Source organism: Stutzerimonas stutzeri, from assembly GCF_024448895.1.
Taxonomy (GTDB): Bacteria; Pseudomonadota; Gammaproteobacteria; order Pseudomonadales; family Pseudomonadaceae; genus Stutzerimonas; species Stutzerimonas stutzeri_Q.
Genome location: NZ_JAMOIC010000005.1, coordinates 296,841 through 313,151 on the forward strand (window position 1 = coordinate 296,841; position 16,311 = coordinate 313,151).

The window sequence follows — 16,311 nt, forward strand, 5'->3', positions numbered from 1 at the left end:
TGCTCCTAGCCTGAGGCAGGCGACAGGTTGCAGAGGTGCATGGGACTGCCTGAGCGTGAATATCCTATGTCGAGCAAGGGGATTGATATTGAACACAAGGCCCGAAGACGTCGTGCGAAAGGAGTAGAAAGGGAAGGGGCCGCCATCTGCCTCGCCTTTTCCGCGGCACGGCAGGATCTTGCTACCCTTGCCCGCTGACCCAGCCGAAGCCGCCCTCATGCTCAGCCTTTACCACGCCCCCGATCTGGAAACCCTCGGCGAACTGGCCACGCGCCTGCTTGCCCAGCCGCTCGCCGATCCCTTCGCCCCGGCGCTGGTGGTGGTGCCGAGCCAGGGCATGGGCCGCTGGCTGACGCTGGAACTGGCGCGCAAGCAGGGCATCGCCATGCAGCTGGAGATTCAGCTGCCGGCCAAGTTCGTATGGGACCTGAGCCGCACGGTGCTTGGCAGCCTGCCCGAACAATCGGCGTTCTCTCCGACGACCCTGACCTGGCGCCTCTACGGCTGGCTCTGCGAGCCGGCCAATCTCGAGCTGGCGCCGCGTCTGGCGCAGTACCTCGACGGCGGCGATGAGCGCCGGCGGCTGTCGCTGGCAGCCAAGATCGCCGACGTCTTCGACCAGTACCTGCTTTATCGCGACGACTGGCTGGCCGCCTGGGAGCGTGGCGATACCTTCGAACTCGGCCCCGACGAGGCCTGGCAGGCGCTGCTCTGGCGCGAGCTGACCAAGGACGGCCATCCGCACCGCGCCCGGCTGCTCGACGATCTGCTGCAGCGGCTCTACAGCGACGAACCCTTGCCCGGCCTGCCCGAGCGCCTGCTGGTGTTCGGCATCAGCAGCCTGCCACCGCACCACCTGCGCGTGCTAGATGGTCTGGCGCGACATATCGACGTAGTGGTCTGCGCGCTCAACCCGAGCCGCGAAGCCTGGGGCGAGATTCGCGATATCCGTGAATTGGCGCGCCAGCCCGAGAGCGGGGCTGATGATTGGTATCTCGATGTCGGCCATCCGTTGTTAGCGAGCTTGGGCAAGCAGGGCCGGGACTTCTTCGATTCCCTGTTCAGCCTGACCGCCAGCGAGGGCAGTCAGGAGTTCGGCCTGTATTCCGAGGACGACGACCTGCGCGATGACAGCCTGCTGCACGCGCTGCAGAATGACATCCTGCGCCTGCGCACCCGGCAGCCCGATGAGCGCATCACCCTTGCCGAGGATGACCGCTCGCTGGAAGTGCATATCGCCCATTCGCCGTTGCGCGAGGTGGAGATCCTGCATGACCAGCTGCTGGCGCGCTTCGCCGCCAACCCGGCGCTGACGCCCGATCAGGTGGTGGTGCTGACCCCGGATATCGAGCGCTACGCGCCCTTTATCGAAGCCGTGTTCGCCCCACGCGAGGGCAGCCCGCGGATTCCCTACAGCCTCGCTGACCGCAGCCTGCGCGCCGAGATGCCGCTGATCGAGGCCTTCCTTGAATTGCTGATGCTGGCGCAGAGTCGTTTTGCCGCCGAGGAAATCCTCGCCTGGCTGGAGCAGCCGGCCGTTGCCCGGCGCGCCGGGATCGAAAACGAAGACCTACCGCTGCTGCGCGACTGGTTACGCGAAGCTGGCGTGCGCTGGGGACGTGATGGCAGCCAGCGTGTTCGCCTGGGCTTGCCGGACGAATCAGCCTTTACTTGGCGCCAGGGGCTGGACCGACTGCTGCTGGGCTTCGCCGCGCCCCCGCAACTGGCTGGCGACCACGCGCCACTGCTCGGCGAGCACTGGCCGCTGGATGCTCTGGAAGGCGCGCGCGGGCAGTTGCTGGGGCGGCTGGTGGACTTCGTCGAACGTCTCGGCACACTGGCCGACCAGCTGGCGCGGCCGCGTCCGCTGGCCGAATGGGCCGATGACCTGCAAGTGCTGATCGACACCCTGTTCGACGAGCGCGAAGCCGGGGACACGCTATTGTTGTTATCCCAGGCCTGCGCGGCGTTGCGCGACCAGGCACAGGCCGCGGACCTGACACGCCCCATCGAACTGGAACTGGTTCACCAGCAGCTCAGTGCCGCCTTGCAGCAGGGCGGCGGCGCCTCGGGCTTTCTTACCGGTGCGGTGACCTTCTGCACCATGGTGCCGATGCGTAGCCTGCCGTTCCGCGTGGTCTGCCTGCTCGGGCTGGACGACGGGGCGTTCCCCCGTCGTACGCCGCCCTCGGGTTTCGATCTGATCGGCCGGCATCCACGCCGCGGCGACCGTGCCCGGCGGCTGGATGATCGCTACCTGCTGCTGGAAACCCTGCTTTCGGCGCGCGAAGCGTTGTACCTGTCCTATGTCGGCCGCGACCCGCGCGACAACGCCGTGCTGCCGCCGTCGGTGCTGCTCAGCGAAGTGCTGGAGGCAGTGGACATGACCGCCGTGCTGCCCGTTGCACAGGCTTCCGAGCATACCGGCGAGTCCGCACCCAAGACCGCCAGCCAGAAAATTCTCGTCGCCCACCCGCTGCAGCCGTTCTCGCCGCGCAATTTTGGCGACGGGCTCTGCGCGGGTTTCTCCTCGCCCTGGTTTCGCGCCGCCGGGCGTCTGGCCGAGACGCCGCAGACTCAGCCGCAGCCGTTTGCCAGCTTGCTCGCGGAACCCGACGAGGCCTGGCTGACCATCGAACCCTCCCAGCTGCTGCAGTGCTTCCGCCACCCGGCGCGCTTCCTGCTCGAGCAACGCCTTGGTCTGCGTCTGGCCGATGACCAGGAATCGCTCGCCAGCGACGAGCCGTTCGATTTGGAGATGCCTGCCTGGAATGGCCTGCGACGCCTGTCGCTGCAGGCCATGGAGCACGGCTGGAGCGATGAAGACGAACGCCGCATGGCTTGTGCGGCCGGCTGGCTGCCGACGGGCGAGCTAGGCCAGGCACTGTGGGGCAAGCTGCGCGGGCCGGTGCGTGCCTTCGCGCCGCGGCTGTTCGAACTGCGCCCGGACGCCGTGCCCGAGCCGCTGCCGGTGGACATCACCCTGGCCGGCGTGCGCGTGCATGGCTGGCTCGACGGCGTGACCCCGGCCGGGCTGTTCGGCTGGAAGCTCGGCCGCCTCGGCGAATGGGACCTGCCACCATTCTGGCTGCGCCATCTGCTGCTCAACCTGTCCGCCACGCCCGTTATCGAGCGCCACAGCCTGATGCTATCGCCCGCCGGTGACTGGCAGCTGGGGCCGCTGGCCAATGCCGCGCAGCTGCTCGAACCCTGGCTCGACGCCTATCGCTGCGCCATCCGCGAACCGCTGCCGTTGCTGCCGCGTAGCAGCCATGCCTTCGCCAAGGGCTATCGCAAGCCGGCCCGCGGCAGTGAACCAATCGACTGCGCCCGCAAGCGCGCCCGCGAAGCCTGGCTGGGCGCCGAGTTCAGCCCCATCGCCGCCGAGGCCGAAGACCCGTGGAACGCCTTGGCCTTCCGCGACCGCGATCCGCTGGACCAGCGCTTCGAAACGCTGGCTCAGGAATTGATCGGCCCGGCGCTGGATGCCTTGGCGCAAGACGAGGAGGAAGCATGAAACTCGACCTGCTCGACTCGCCCTTCGACGGCCGCTCGCTGATCGAGGCCAGCGCCGGCACCGGCAAGACCTGGACACTTACCGCGCTCTATGCGCGTCTGCTGCTGGAGCGGCAGCTGTCGGTGGGGCAGATTCTGGTGGTCACTTACACCACCGCCGCCACTGCTGAACTGCGCGAGCGCATCCGCGCACGGCTGGCCGACCTGCTGGCGGTCTATGAAGGCACGCCGAGCAGCGACGATTTCCTCAACCGCCTGCACGCCCGCTATCCGGACGAAGCCTCGCGCCGTCGCCTGTTGCTGGCGGTGCACGGCTTCGACGAGGCGGCGATCTTCACCATTCACGGCTTCTGCCAGCGCGCCTTGCAGGACGCCGCGTTCGAGGCCGGGGGCGATTTCGACAGCGAGCTGACCGCCGATGACCGCGAGATCATCGATGCGCTGCTCGCCGACGCCTGGCGCAGCGAGCTGGCCGATGCCGATCCGGCCTGGGCGCGCTTCCTGGCCAAGAGCCGGATCACGCCGGTGTGGCTGCGCCAGCGGCTGCGCAGTCATCTGGGCAAGCCGTACTTGCGGGTGGAACCGCAGGGTGCGCCGGTCGCCGCCGACCTGCGTCCGGTCGAGGCCGTCTGGCAGCGCGCCGCTGACTTGTGGAAGCAGGCGGGTACCGCCTGGATCGCCGAGCTCCGGGCGCACGGTGGGCTCAGCCAAAGTACTCACAAAGGCATCAAGTTCGAGCCCTGGCGGAGCGAGCTCGACGCCTATTTTGCCGACCCGGCCGTGATGTTCGATCTACCCGAGGGCGCGGCCAAGTTCGGTGTCAGAGCGTTGAGCAAAGCCTGCAAGAAGGGCCATGACGCGCCCGTCTGCGAACTGGCCCATGCACTGGATGAACTGGCCGATCAGGTCTCCGAGGCGCTGCCAGCGGGCAAGCAACGGCTGATCGCCTTGCAAGTCGCACTGCTGGAGCGGCTCAACCGTGAGCTGCCCGAGCGCAAGGCGGCGCAGCGGCTGCTGGCCTTCGACGACCTGCTGAATCGACTGGACCAGGCGCTGCAAGGCCCGGTCGGCGAAGACCTGGCGGCCTCGCTGCGCGCCACCTATCCGCTGGCGCTGATCGACGAGTTCCAGGACACCGACCCGATCCAGTACGCCATCTTTAACCGCATCTATGCCAAGGCGGGCGAGGCGTCGCTGTGTTTTGTCGGCGATCCCAAACAGGCGATCTACGCCTTCCGCGGGGCGGACCTTGCAACCTATATGACGGCCAAGCAGCAGGCCGATCGCGAGCCCTTCAACCTGCCGACCAATTATCGCTCGACGCCCGAGCTGATCGCCGCGTTGAACCAGCTGTTCGATCATCCGCAGCCGTTCGCCCAACCTGATCTGCGCTATCCAGCGGTAGGCGCGGCCGACAAGCCGCGGGCCAGCCTGCATCTAGTGGAGGAGGGCGAGGCGGCGCCGCTGGCGTTGGTCTGGCTCGGCGACGATCCGCTCGGCAAGGGCGAGGCCGCGCAGCTGGCGGCGAGCGACACCGCACGGCGTATCGCCCTGCAACTCGCCGGCGCCGCGGAAGGGCGCGCCGGTTTCGCCAAGGACGGTGTGTTTACTCCGCTGAAAGGTGGCGATATAGCCGTGCTGGTGGCCAACCACCGCCAGGCCGGGATGATCGCCGATGAGCTGGCGGCGCGCGGTGTGCCCAGCGTGCGCCGCGGGCGTGACAGCGTCTGGCGCAGTGAGGAGGCGATTGAGCTGGCCGCGGTGCTCGCCGCCTACGCCGAGCCCGGCCGCGAAGGGCTGCTGCGCTATGCACTGGCCACGCGCCTACTGGGCCGCAGCGCCGCCGATCTCGCCCGCTGCCAGGACGATCAGCAGCAGTGGGACGCTGAGCGCGAAGCCGCCGAGCGCTATCACCAGCTCTGGCAGCAGCAGGGGTTCATGCGCGTGTTCCGTGCCTGGCTCGACGAGCAGGCGGTGGCCGAACGGCTGCTGGCGCGGGTCGATGGCGAACGTCGGCTGACCAACCTCCTGCACCTGGGTGAACTGTTGCAAGCCGAAAGCCTGCTGCGCCCGGGTCTTGAGCCGCTGCTCGCCTGGTTCAACCTGCAGCGCGGCAGCGAAGGCGCCGGCGAGGAAGCCCTGCTGCGCCTTGAAAGCGATGCCGAGCGGGTGCAGATCGTGACCATCCACACCAGCAAGGGTTTGGAATACCCACTGGTGTTCTGCCCCTTCCTCTGGGACGGCAAGCTGCTCGGCAAGAACCGCGACAGCGCCCGCTGCCACGATGCCAGCGGCCAACCGCTGCTGGATCTCGGCAGCGACGCGCTGGAAGACCACCTCGAACGCGCCCGCCAGGAAGTCTTCGCCGAGCAGCTACGCCTGGCCTACGTGGCCCTAACCCGTGCCCGCGATCGTCTCTGGCTGCATTGGGGGCCGGTCAACCTGTGCAAGCCGAAGAAGGACGGCAGCCTGGCTGAAGAGGGTTTGCACAGCAGCGCTCTGGCCTGGCTGCTGCACGGCCGCGATCTCTCCGGCGAGCAACCGCTGACCGAACTGGGCAATCATCTGGCCGACCTTAATGGCGGCAGCCTGCGCCTGGCCATCGAGCGGCTGGTACAGGGGGGCGGCGGTCATATGGCCTGCGTGCCGCTGGAGCTGCGTGAAGCCAGTGCCCAAGGGCCCGGCCGTGCGGCGGCGCCTCAGCAGTTGTCGCAGCTCAATCGCAGCCTGCACAGCGCCTGGCGGATTGGCAGCTTTTCCGGTCTTGCGGCCGGCATGCATATGGAAGCACCCGACCGCGACGCCCTGGCCATCCCTGATGCCGGCGAGCCGGGCAGTGGCTTCTTCGCCTTTCCCCGCGGAGCCCGTGCCGGTACCTGCCTGCACGCGATCCTCGAAGACTGGGCGCGCGGCAAAGGCGATCTGGAGGCGCTGGTCGAACCCGCTTTGCAGGCCTACGGTCTGCCGCTGGAGTGGGAGGAAATCGCCATCAGCCATCTGCAAAAGGTGCTCGACACCGATATGGATGGCGCCGGCCTGACCCTCGCCGCGCTGCAGTCGGCCAGACGCCTGCCCGAGTTGGGCTTCACCTTCCCGGTACAGGAGCTCGACGTGACACGGCTGCGCAGCCTGTTGGTCGATCCGGCCAACGGCCTCGCCGAACCGTTGCGCGAAGCGGCGGCGCGGCTGGAGTTCGACAGCCTCAAGGGCTTTCTCAAGGGCTTTATCGACCTGACCTTCGAGCACGACGGCCGCTGGTACATCGCCGACTACAAGTCCAACTGGCTCGGTCCGGATGCCAGTTACTACGGCGGCGAACGGCTGCTGCAGGCGTTGGCGGGAGAGCATTACTACCTGCAATACCTGATCTATCTGGTGGCGCTGCGCCGCTTCCTCCGTCAGCGCCTGACTGATTTCACAAATGATCAATTGGGCGGCGCTTTCTACCTGTTCCTGCGCGGCATGCCTGAAGCCGGCGTTTATTTCTCGCGACCGGATGATGCGCTGCTCGACGCACTGGATCGGTTGTTCGAGGAGGGAAGATGATGCGCCACATATCCGCAGGAGCCCCCTCTTGCGAAGCGCGATCGCCCGCTTTTGTAGGAGCCAGCTTGCTGGCGATCCGGGGGCATGAGCAGAGCATCGCCAGCAAGCTGGCTCCTACGACCGGAGTAGTTTTCGGTCAGGGTTTCCAGGCTCGATCAAAGGTACCTGTACCCGTCACTTTAAAGCTGGCTGCTCTTGTAGGAGCGAGCTGGCGTGCGCACCGCGGCAGCGGGAAACGCATCGTCAGCAAGCTGGCTCCTCCGGCCGTAAAAGTGTTCACGCCAGATCCTCAAAGCCAGTCGCCAGCGATTCTGCCCGTTCATTCGCGGCGACCTGCTGCACTTGTAGGAGCCAGCTTGCTGGCGATCCGCGGTGCCGGAACGAGTACTGCCAGCAAGCGGGTTTCTGCTGGTTCGAGGTCGCCACGATGACGAATCTATTCGAGCTTCCGTTAGGCCCACTGGAGCGCGCCTTTATCGCCAGTCTGCAGCGCCTCGAGCCGGATACCCCTGACGCGGTGCTGCTCGCCGCCGCGCTCTGCTGTGATGCCCTGGCGTCCGGAGACGTCTGCCTGCCGCTCCAACGCTTCGCCGGAAAGCGCCCATGGCCTGAGGTTGACCTCAGCCTGCCGACGCTCGCAACCTGGCGGGCGCAACTGGAGGCCTCGCCTCTGATCGGCACATCTGATGATTACGCGCCGCTGATCCTCGTTGGCGACCGGCTCTACCTGGCCCGTTACCAAGCCTACGAGGAGCAACTGGCGGAACAGCTGCTGACTCGCGCAGTGGACGCACCGGATGTCGATGAAGCTCAGCTGAGCGACAGCCTGGCGCGGTTGTTCGCCTTTAATCAGCAAAGCCCCGATTGGCAGCGCCTCGCGGCAGCCCAGGCGGTACGCCGACGCTTGGCAGTAATCTCCGGTGGTCCCGGTACCGGCAAAACCACCACCGTGGTCCGCCTGCTGGCGGCGTTGCTGGAACAACCCGGCGGCGAACGGCTAGCCATCGGCCTCGCCGCGCCCACCGGCAAGGCCGCGGCGCGCATGGCCGAAGCGATCCGCAACGCCAAGGCCGATCTGCCGGTCAGCGATGCCGTCAAGGACGCCCTGCCGGACGAGGCGCGCACACTGCACCGCCTGCTCGGCAGCCGCGGCGACAGCCCGAAGGTGCGCCATGACGCGGCCCATCCACTGGCGCTGGACGTGCTGGTGGTGGACGAGGCATCGATGGTCGACCTGGCGCTGATGGCCAAGCTGGTCGCTGCGCTGCCGCCGAAGGCGAGACTGATTCTGCTCGGCGACAAGGACCAGCTGGCCGCCGTGGAGGCCGGCGCGGTGTTCGCCGAACTCTGTGAAGGGCGCGGTTTCGATAGTCAGGCCGCGACCGATCTGCAACGCCTTACCGGGCAGGCCGTACCGGTCGAGACGCCGCGCTCGCGCCTCGGCGATGCGGTTGTGCTGCTCACCCACAGCCACCGCTTCGCCGGCGACAGCGGGATCGGCGAACTGGCGCGGCGCATCAACGCTGGCGACGCCAAGGGTACGGTGGCGCTGCTGCAGGAAGGGCGCGCCGATCTTGCCTGGAATGCCAAGCCAACGTCCGCCGCATTGATCGAGCGACTGGAGCAGGGCTATTCGACCTATCTGCAGGCCGCACGCCAGACCGATCCATCCGCCGCGTTCGAGGCCTTCAACGGTTTCCGCGCGCTGGCTGCCCAGCGCGAAGGCGCCTTTGGCGTCACCGGCATCAACGAGGCACTGGAAGCGCGCTTCAAGCGCCGCCTCGGTGTGCCCGCCCGCGAACGCTGGTACCCCGGCCGTGCAGTGATGGTCCGGCAGAACGACTACGCCCTGGGCCTGTTCAACGGCGATATCGGCTTGTGTCTGAAAACCGAGCAGGGCCTGCGGGTGTTCTTCGAGGGCGACGAGGGCTATCGCGGCTTTGCCCCGGCACGGTTGCCGAGTCATGACAGCGCCTTCGCCATGACCGTGCACAAAAGCCAGGGCTCAGAGTTCACCGAGGTGCTGCTGGCGTTGCCGGAACAGCCCAGCCCGCTGCTGACGCGCTCGCTGTTCTACACGGGCATCACCCGCGCCAAGCGCAAGGTGGAGATCTGGGCGCTGCCGGCGCGGCTGGCCGAAGCGGTCAATACACGCGCCGAGCGCGCCGCAGGATTGGCCGAACGGTTGGCCCTCCCCAGCGCTCAGACCAGAGCCACAGAGGAAGTGCCGGCGGCCAAGCCAGATGAGCCAAAAAGCGATCAGCTCAGCCTGTTCTAAACCGTGCGCGCCTGCTCGAAGCCGGCATGATCGCTGCTCATCGCCGCCTGTTTCGTGAAGCGGTTGTGCGTATGGCGCTCGGAATTCTGTTCCGATGCGCTTTCGCCAAAAGCCGACACCGGGACTTGCGATGAGAACCTTCTTTCTTCTGCTATGGGGCGCACTCAGCCTGTTCATCAGCACCGCGGCGCTGCGTGAACTCTGGCTCGCGCCGTCCGTGGCCAGCGGTTTCGCCCTGCTGCTGGTGGTCTATTACATCGTCTGCTTCTTCCAGCTGATTCGTGCTGCTTACCTGCCATGGGGGCTGCTGGGTGCGTACCGGCGCAGCGGCTACTGGCTGTGCCTGATCCTGCTGCCGCTGACGCTGATCCCGCTGTACGCCGCCTACCAGATCTGGGAGCAGGGCGGTTACGTTGCAGTCGAAGCCTCGTTGCACACCGAATGGCTGCACCTGCTGCTCGGTTGGCTGCAGGACGCCCTCGGTTATCTCGGCCCGCTGCTGGTACTCGGCGCGCTGGGTGTCGGCATGGCGCTGATGCTGCTGCGTCTGCTACGCGGGCAGGTCGCGCGCTGATCAGCCGTTGAGCAGCGTCAGCACCAGCGGCAGGCTGGCCGCCGCGAGCAGGGTCTGCAAGGTGATGATGCCGGCCATCAGATGGCTGTCGCCGCCGAGCTGGCGGGTGAGCACGTAGGCAGTGGGAGCGGTGGGCAGGGCGAAGAACAGCACCAGGATGGTGGTTTCCATATCGGGCAGGCCTAGCACCACCGCCACCCCGTAGGCCAGTAGCGGCACGGCCAGCAGGCGCACTGCGCTGTTCCAGCCCAGAGCCGGGATTTCCCCGCCCAGTTCCTGGGGTTTGAGGGCCGCGCCGACACAGAGCAGGCCCAGCGGCAGGCTGGCGGCGGCCAGCAGGCTCAGCAGACGGTCGGTGCCGCCGGGCAAGCCCAGGCCCGACAGATTGACCAGCGCACCGGCGACGCAGGCGAGAATCAGCGGGTTCTTGGCGATGGGCAGCAGCAGACCGCGTACGCTGACGCCACGTTCGGCGGTCAGCGCCCATACCGACATCACGTTCACCGTCGGCACCATCAGTGCCAGCATCAGCGCGGCCAGCGCCAGCCCCTCCTTGCCGAACAGGCTGCCCACCGCGGCCAGCCCGAGATAGGTGTTGAAGCGCAACACGCCCTGAGTGATGGCGCCGAAGCGGCCGGCAGGCCATCCGCGTAATCGTTTGACGACCAGCAAGGCGATCCAGGCGAGGCCAAGGCCGAGCATCACGGCGGCGGCCAGACGCGGCAATGCCGGGTTATCCAGCGGCGCGGTGGCCAGGCTGCTGAACAGCAGGGCGGGAAATAGGATGAAGTAGTTGATGCGCTCGGCGCCGGGCCAGAACTCCTCGCTGGGAAAGGCACGCAACCGAAGGAAATAACCGGCGACGATCAGGGCAAACAGGGGCCAGAGAGCGAGCAGAAGGGCGGTCACGCAGATACATCCAACAGTGCAGGTTTTCAGATAGTGGAGCGTCGCGTCGTTGGCTGCAACCCGAGTGGTCATTGCGGCCGGGCGTGATTGCACGTTCATCGGGAAAGCAAGCGAGATGATGTCTAAGTGATATCATCGCCACGCCCTATTCCGAGTCATCCCGATGCTTTCCCTAGAACTCCAGTCCGCCGAAGATTATCGGGAAACGCCCTACGGCCGGCAGCTGCTCCGGGGATTCCGCCATCTCTTGTTCGCGCCCGAGCTTGAGCGCGAATTTCGCCGTTACCTTGGCTACCAGGCCCGCCTGGCGCAGCTCTTGGGTGCATGCCTTCTACTGCTCGTGGTCAGCGGTTACCTGTATGTCGAGCGTCGGTTGTTCGGCCATTCCGATCCACAGTGGCTGCGAGAGCTAACGCTGCTGCGCGTGCTACAGATGCTCCCTGGCGTGGCGATTCTGATATTTACGCTCTTTCACCGGCGGATTCGCCTGATCGTCAACCGGCTGTTTCCAGTCCTCCTGGTATTGGTTGGCGCTGTGGCGGCGCGCATCGACATTCAGTACGAAATTCTGCAGCCAGAGTTGGCCTTTCGTTATGGCGCAGGCCTGCTGATCGTCTGTTCGTTCTTCTTTCTCGGGATTACGTTCTGGCGGGCCCTGATCAGTGCTGCCGCAATCGTGCTGCTCGATATCCTGATGGCCTCGCTCATCCTGTCCTCCAGCGAAATGCAGGTGCACTGGATTTCGGTCAGCTATTACGTGCTGCTGCTGATCATCGGCGCCATCAGTCGTTATGTGCATGAATTCTCGCAGCGAGAGCAGTTTCTGGTGCGCAAGCTGTTGGGGTGGGTTGCCCAGCATGATGCGATGACCGGCCTAGCCAATCGACGCAGCTTCGATACCGCTCTCAAGCAGGCGATGCTGCAGGTGCGTCGTGATCAGCAACCGCTTGCGTTGCTGCTGCTGGATCTGGACAACTTCAAGGCCTATAACGACAACCTCGGGCATCCGGCGGGTGACGGCTTGATCCGGCAGTTCAGCGAAGTACTCGATGGCTTTGCAAGACGGCCACTGGACCTGGCGGCTCGGGTCGGCGGCGAAGAGTTCGGGCTGCTGCTGCCGAGCTGCGATGCGAGCGCTGCGCAGGCGATTGCCGGGCAGATTCTGTCGACGCTGGCCGAGCGCGCTGTGCCGCACCCTGCGTCACCTCAGGGCCCCTATGTCACTACCAGTATCGGCGTAGCGATGTGGCAACCCGGCCAGACGGCCGAGCAACTCTATCAGGCAGCGGACGCGGCGCTGTATCAGGCCAAGCAGGCAGGCAAGAACCGTTTCCTGATGGGCTGATCCTTCGCAGTGGCCTGGCTGTCAGCGCCGCGGCGCAACCGGGCGGGTACGGCCACTGCTATCGATGGCAACGAAGACAAACACCGCTTCGGTCACCTTGCGCCATTCACTGGTCAACGGTTCATCGCTCCACACTTCTACCAGCATCCGGATCGAGCTGCGCCCGACATCGAGCGTCTGGGTGTAGAAGGAAAGCTGCGCCCCAACGGGGACCGGAACCATGAAGGCCATGCGGTCGATGGACACGGTGGCCACTCGGCCGGCAGCCACACGGCTGGCCATCGCGGTGCCAGCCAGATCCATCTGCGAAACCAGCCAGCCCCCGAAAATATCGCCGAAACCGTTGGTCTCGCGCGGCAGCGCAGTCAGCTGCAGAGCGAGGTCGCCCTGAGGGATTGGATCTTCCTGTTCAAATTCTTTCATCGATTGGACCCGCGGCGCGTTTGTTGTTTTGGCGCGAAAAGCCCGCAGTAGTGCGGCGCGCGCCGAGTATAGCGGCTGCATCCGCTGTCAGCGACAAAGCAGTCCTAAAGTTCAGCACCGTCACCTGATTGTCATATTCCGTTCATAGAGTGTTCACACGGCCTGCAGACAATGGCCCCCGTTCCAAACACTGACACACCCCCTTGCTAGGAGCATGGAATGAAACTGAATCGTTTGATGGCGGCCCTGACCTTCGTAGCCGCTGGCGTTGGCGCTGCTAACGCAGTTGCTGCGGTTGACCCGGCACTGCCGACCTATGAGAAGACTTCCGGTGTTTCCGGCAACCTGTCCAGTGTCGGTTCCGACTCCCTGGCCAACCTGATGACCCTGTGGGCCGAAGACTTCAAGCGCAGCTACCCCAACGTCAACATCCAGATCCAGGCTGCCGGTTCTTCGACCGCACCGCCGGCGTTGACCGAAGGCACTTCGAACATGGGTCCGATGAGCCGTCCGATGAAGGACAACGAAATCCAGGCCTTCGAAGAAAAGTATGGCTACAAGCCGACCGAAGTACCGGTTGCCATCGACGCCCTGGCCGTGTTCGTGCACAAGGACAACCCGATCAAGAGCCTGGACATCGAACAGGTCGACGCCATCTTCTCCAGCACCCGTCTGTGTGGCGGCGAGCAGGACATCAAGACCTGGGGCGACGTGGGTCTGACCGGCGAGTGGGCTGGCAAGCCGATTCAGCTGTTTGGTCGTAACTCGGTATCCGGCACCTACGGTTACTTCAAGGAAGAAGCCCTGTGTAAAGGTGACTTCAAGTCCAACGTGAACGAGCAGCCTGGTTCCGCTTCGGTGGTGCAGTCGATCTCCAGCACCCTGAACGCCATTGGTTACTCGGGTATCGGCTACAAGACCTCCAGCGTCCGTGCCGTTCCTCTGTCCAAAGGCGGCGAAGCTTTCGAAGCCAACGAAGAGAACGCTCTGGCTGGCAAGTTCCCGCTAGCTCGCTTCTTCTACGTCTACGTCAACAAGGCACCGAACAAGCCGCTTAGCCCGATCGATGCCGAATTCCTGAAGCTTGTGCTCTCCAAGCAGGGTCAGGAAGTCGTGGTCAAGGACGGCTACATCCCGCTGCCGAAGAAAGTCGTCGACAAGACGCTGAAGGACCTGGGTCTTAACTAAGACCTGATGCCCGCCTCGCGGCACTCGCCGCGAGTTGAGCAGACGCCCGCCACGCCCTGCGCGCTGGTGGGCGTCGTCGTGTCACCCCGCTGTAATTTTTCTGTCACACAGCTGCATTAAATTAGGCGCCCGACCGGCCATCAAGCCAGGAACGACTCGCGCCACGGCGGCGCAGCAGTTCAGATTTAACGGCCTGAGCGGCCAGGACCTTCGCATGAACGATATCGAGACCATGAGCGCGAATTCCGATGTGCAACGGCTGGACTTCAACACCCCCGCGCTGCAACGCAAGCGGCGCATCCGCGCGCTGAAAGACAACCTGGCGCGCTGGTATGTCTCCATTGGCGGTCTCGCCGTGCTTGGCGCGATCTGCCTGATCTTCTTCTACCTCGCCCAGGTCGTGACGCCCATGTTCCAGGGTGCCGAGCTGGAATCGCGTGATGCCCAGCAACCGGCCTGGCTGGCAGATGCCGGCGAACCCTTGCTGTTGGCCGTGGAAGAGCAGAACGAGGTGGCGTTGCGCCTCGGTGACGACGGCATCGTTCGTTTTTTCAGCCTGAAGACCGGCGAATCCCTTCGCTCGATCGACCTGCCATTACCGGCTGACAGCCGCATCGTATCGGTGGGGCAGGACACGCCGGGCAACCGCCGTATCGTGATCGGCCTGGATAACGGTCAGGTGATGGTGCTGGAGCACAACTACAAGGTCAGTTATCCGGAAGGCAAGAAGACCATCACGCCGCAGCTGGATTATCCCTTCGGCGAAGAGCCGCTGAGCCTGGACCCGCAGGGCCGGCCCATCGAACACGCAGCCATCAGTCTCAACGGCTCGACCCTGATGGTTGCCGGTGCAACCGACGGTGCACTGCACGCGCTGAAGATCGCCTCGAGCGAAAATCTGATGACGGGCGAAGTCACGCTGGAAGAGGAGCGTATCGAGCTTCCTCAACTCTCGCAGCCGATCAAGGCGCTGCGCATCGATCCGCGTCACATGTGGATGTTCGCCGTAAGCGGGCGGGCCAGCGTCGATGTGTTCGATCTGCGCCGCAAGCAACTCAACGGTCGCTACAAACTGCTCGCGGGCAAAGGTGAGATTACGACCGTCGCCTCATTGCTTGGTGGCATCTCGCTGATGGTCGGCGACTCGACCGGCGGCATTGGTCAGTGGTTCATGGTTCGCGGTAGCGACGGCCAAGCTGAGCTCGAGAATGTGCGCAACTTCCAGCTGGACGGTCAGGCGATCACCCAGATCATTCCCGAAGAGCGTCGCAAAGGCTTTCTCGCCCTCGACAACGCCGGCACCCTCGGTATCTTTCACAGCACGGCGCATCGCACTTTGCTGACCGAACAGGTCGCCGACGGCGCAGCTGTAGCCGCCATGTCGCCTCGCGCTACCCGTTTGCTGGTGGAGTCGGGTGATCAGCTCCAGCGCTTCGTAATCGACAATCCGCACCCGGAGATTTCCTGGAGCGCGTTGTGGGGCAAGGTCTGGTACGAAAGCTATCCGGAGCCCGATTATGTCTGGCAGTCGACCTCTGCAACGGGTGACTTCGAGCCCAAGTTGAGCCTGTCGCCGCTGGCGTTCGGCACCCTCAAGGCTGCGTTCTACGCGATGCTACTGGCGGCCCCGCTGGCCATCTGTGCCGCGTTCTACACCGCGTACTTCATGGCGCCGGCGCTGCGCCGCAAGGTCAAGCCGGTCATCGAGTTGATGGAGGCCCTGCCGACGGTAATTCTGGGCTTCTTTGCCGGATTGTTCCTTGCCCCTTATCTGGAAAACCACCTGCCTGGCATTTTCAGCCTGCTGCTTCTGATGCCCGTTGGCATCCTGCTGGCCAGCTGGATCTGGAGCCGGTTGCCGGAGAACGTCCGCCTGAGCGTTCCGGATGGCTGGGAAGCGGTGATGCTGATCCCGGTGATCCTGTTAGTGGGTTGGGGCTCGCTGGCGGTCAGCGGTTATCTGGAGAACTGGTTCTTCGGCGGTGACATGCGCCTGTGGCTGTCCAACGAAATGGGTATTCCGTTCGATCAGCGCAACGCGCTGGTGATCGGACTGGCCATGGGCTTTGCAGTGATCCCGACCATTTATTCGATCGCTGAAGATGCCGTGTTCAGCGTGCCGCGCAGCCTGACATTGGGCTCGCTGGCATTGGGCGCAACCCCCTGGCAGACACTCACCCGCGTGGTGCTGCTGACGGCCAGCCCGGGCATTTTCTCCGCGCTGATGATCGGCATGGGTCGCGCCGTGGGCGAAACCATGATCGTGCTGATGGCGACCGGTAACACGCCCATCATGGAAGCCAACATCTTCGAAGGCATGCGTACCCTGGCGGCCAACGTAGCGGTGGAAATGCCCGAGTCGGAAGTGGGCAGTACGCACTACCGCGTGCTGTTCCTCGCAGCGATGGTGCTGCTGATGTTCACCTTCGTGATGAACACCATGGCCGAATTGATCCGCCAACGGCTGCGCCGCAAGTACGCCAGCCTGTAACACGAGCCACGCCTCCGGGCACCGATGCAGCCGATTGTGGC

At 64.9% G+C, this 16,311-nt stretch carries 9 protein-coding genes; 7 read left to right on the forward strand and 2 right to left on the reverse strand.

The window, feature by feature from the left end:
• Positions 1-217 precede the first annotated feature (217 nt).
• From recC to NA619_RS08750, 4 genes are all read left to right on the forward strand, one after another.
• A complete protein-coding gene (gene recC, locus NA619_RS08735) occupies positions 218-3,517 on the forward strand; it encodes an exodeoxyribonuclease V subunit gamma (protein ID WP_255961493.1) in 3,300 nt (1,099 codons plus the stop codon).
• Positions 3,514-7,062 carry an exodeoxyribonuclease V subunit beta gene (gene recB / locus NA619_RS08740; RefSeq protein ID WP_255961459.1) on the forward strand — a complete coding sequence of 1,183 codons (3,549 nt, stop codon included), beginning with the start codon at positions 3,514-3,516 and terminating at the stop codon, positions 7,060-7,062. The genes recC and recB overlap by 4 nt, the downstream gene beginning before the upstream one ends.
• Before the next feature lie 427 nt (positions 7,063-7,489).
• Entirely contained in the window at positions 7,490-9,340 is a 1,851-nt protein-coding gene (gene recD / locus NA619_RS08745; RefSeq protein WP_255961460.1) for an exodeoxyribonuclease V subunit alpha, read from the forward strand.
• Positions 9,341-9,470: 130 nt separating this feature from the next.
• Positions 9,471-9,914, forward strand: a complete 444-nt coding sequence (locus NA619_RS08750) for a hypothetical protein (RefSeq protein WP_023443983.1) — start codon at positions 9,471-9,473, stop codon at positions 9,912-9,914.
• Here the strand turns inward: NA619_RS08750 and NA619_RS08755 are convergent, their stop codons facing one another.
• Entirely contained in the window at positions 9,915-10,823 is a 909-nt protein-coding gene (locus NA619_RS08755) for an AEC family transporter (protein ID WP_336605447.1), read from the reverse strand.
• A 163-nt stretch (positions 10,824-10,986) separates the two neighbouring features.
• Here NA619_RS08755 and NA619_RS08760 point away from each other — a divergent pair, with 163 nt between their 5' ends.
• Positions 10,987-12,168 carry a GGDEF domain-containing protein gene (locus tag NA619_RS08760; protein ID WP_255961461.1) on the forward strand — a complete coding sequence of 394 codons (1,182 nt, stop codon included), beginning with the start codon at positions 10,987-10,989 and terminating at the stop codon, positions 12,166-12,168.
• A gap of 21 nt (positions 12,169-12,189) precedes the next feature.
• Here the strand turns inward: NA619_RS08760 and NA619_RS08765 are convergent, their stop codons facing one another.
• Entirely contained in the window at positions 12,190-12,591 is a 402-nt protein-coding gene (locus NA619_RS08765) for an acyl-CoA thioesterase (RefSeq protein ID WP_255961462.1), read from the reverse strand.
• A gap of 219 nt (positions 12,592-12,810) precedes the next feature.
• Here NA619_RS08765 and NA619_RS08770 point away from each other — a divergent pair, with 219 nt between their 5' ends.
• Entirely contained in the window at positions 12,811-13,779 is a 969-nt protein-coding gene (locus tag NA619_RS08770) for a PstS family phosphate ABC transporter substrate-binding protein (protein ID WP_255961463.1), read from the forward strand.
• A 214-nt stretch (positions 13,780-13,993) separates the two neighbouring features.
• Positions 13,994-16,270 (forward strand): ABC transporter permease subunit, encoded by a 2,277-nt coding sequence (locus tag NA619_RS08775; RefSeq protein ID WP_255961464.1) that lies wholly within the window; start codon positions 13,994-13,996, stop codon positions 16,268-16,270.
• Positions 16,271-16,311: the final 41 nt, after the last annotated feature.

What these genes read in the sequence shown, in the direction of transcription:
- recB (WP_255961459.1), top strand. Translation starts at nt 3,514, where the DNA reads ATGAAACTCGACCTGCTCGACTCGCCCTTCGACGGCCGCTCGCTGATC.
- recD (WP_255961460.1), top strand. Translation starts at nt 7,490, where the DNA reads ATGACGAATCTATTCGAGCTTCCGTTAGGCCCACTGGAGCGCGCCTTT.
- NA619_RS08765 (WP_255961462.1), bottom strand. Translation starts at nt 12,591, where the DNA reads ATGAAAGAATTTGAACAGGAAGATCCAATCCCTCAGGGCGACCTCGCT.
- recC (WP_255961493.1), top strand. Translation starts at nt 218, where the DNA reads ATGCTCAGCCTTTACCACGCCCCCGATCTGGAAACCCTCGGCGAACTG.
- NA619_RS08750 (WP_023443983.1), top strand. Translation starts at nt 9,471, where the DNA reads ATGAGAACCTTCTTTCTTCTGCTATGGGGCGCACTCAGCCTGTTCATC.
- NA619_RS08770 (WP_255961463.1), top strand. Translation starts at nt 12,811, where the DNA reads ATGAAACTGAATCGTTTGATGGCGGCCCTGACCTTCGTAGCCGCTGGC.
- NA619_RS08760 (WP_255961461.1), top strand. Translation starts at nt 10,987, where the DNA reads ATGCTTTCCCTAGAACTCCAGTCCGCCGAAGATTATCGGGAAACGCCC.
- NA619_RS08775 (WP_255961464.1), top strand. Translation starts at nt 13,994, where the DNA reads ATGAACGATATCGAGACCATGAGCGCGAATTCCGATGTGCAACGGCTG.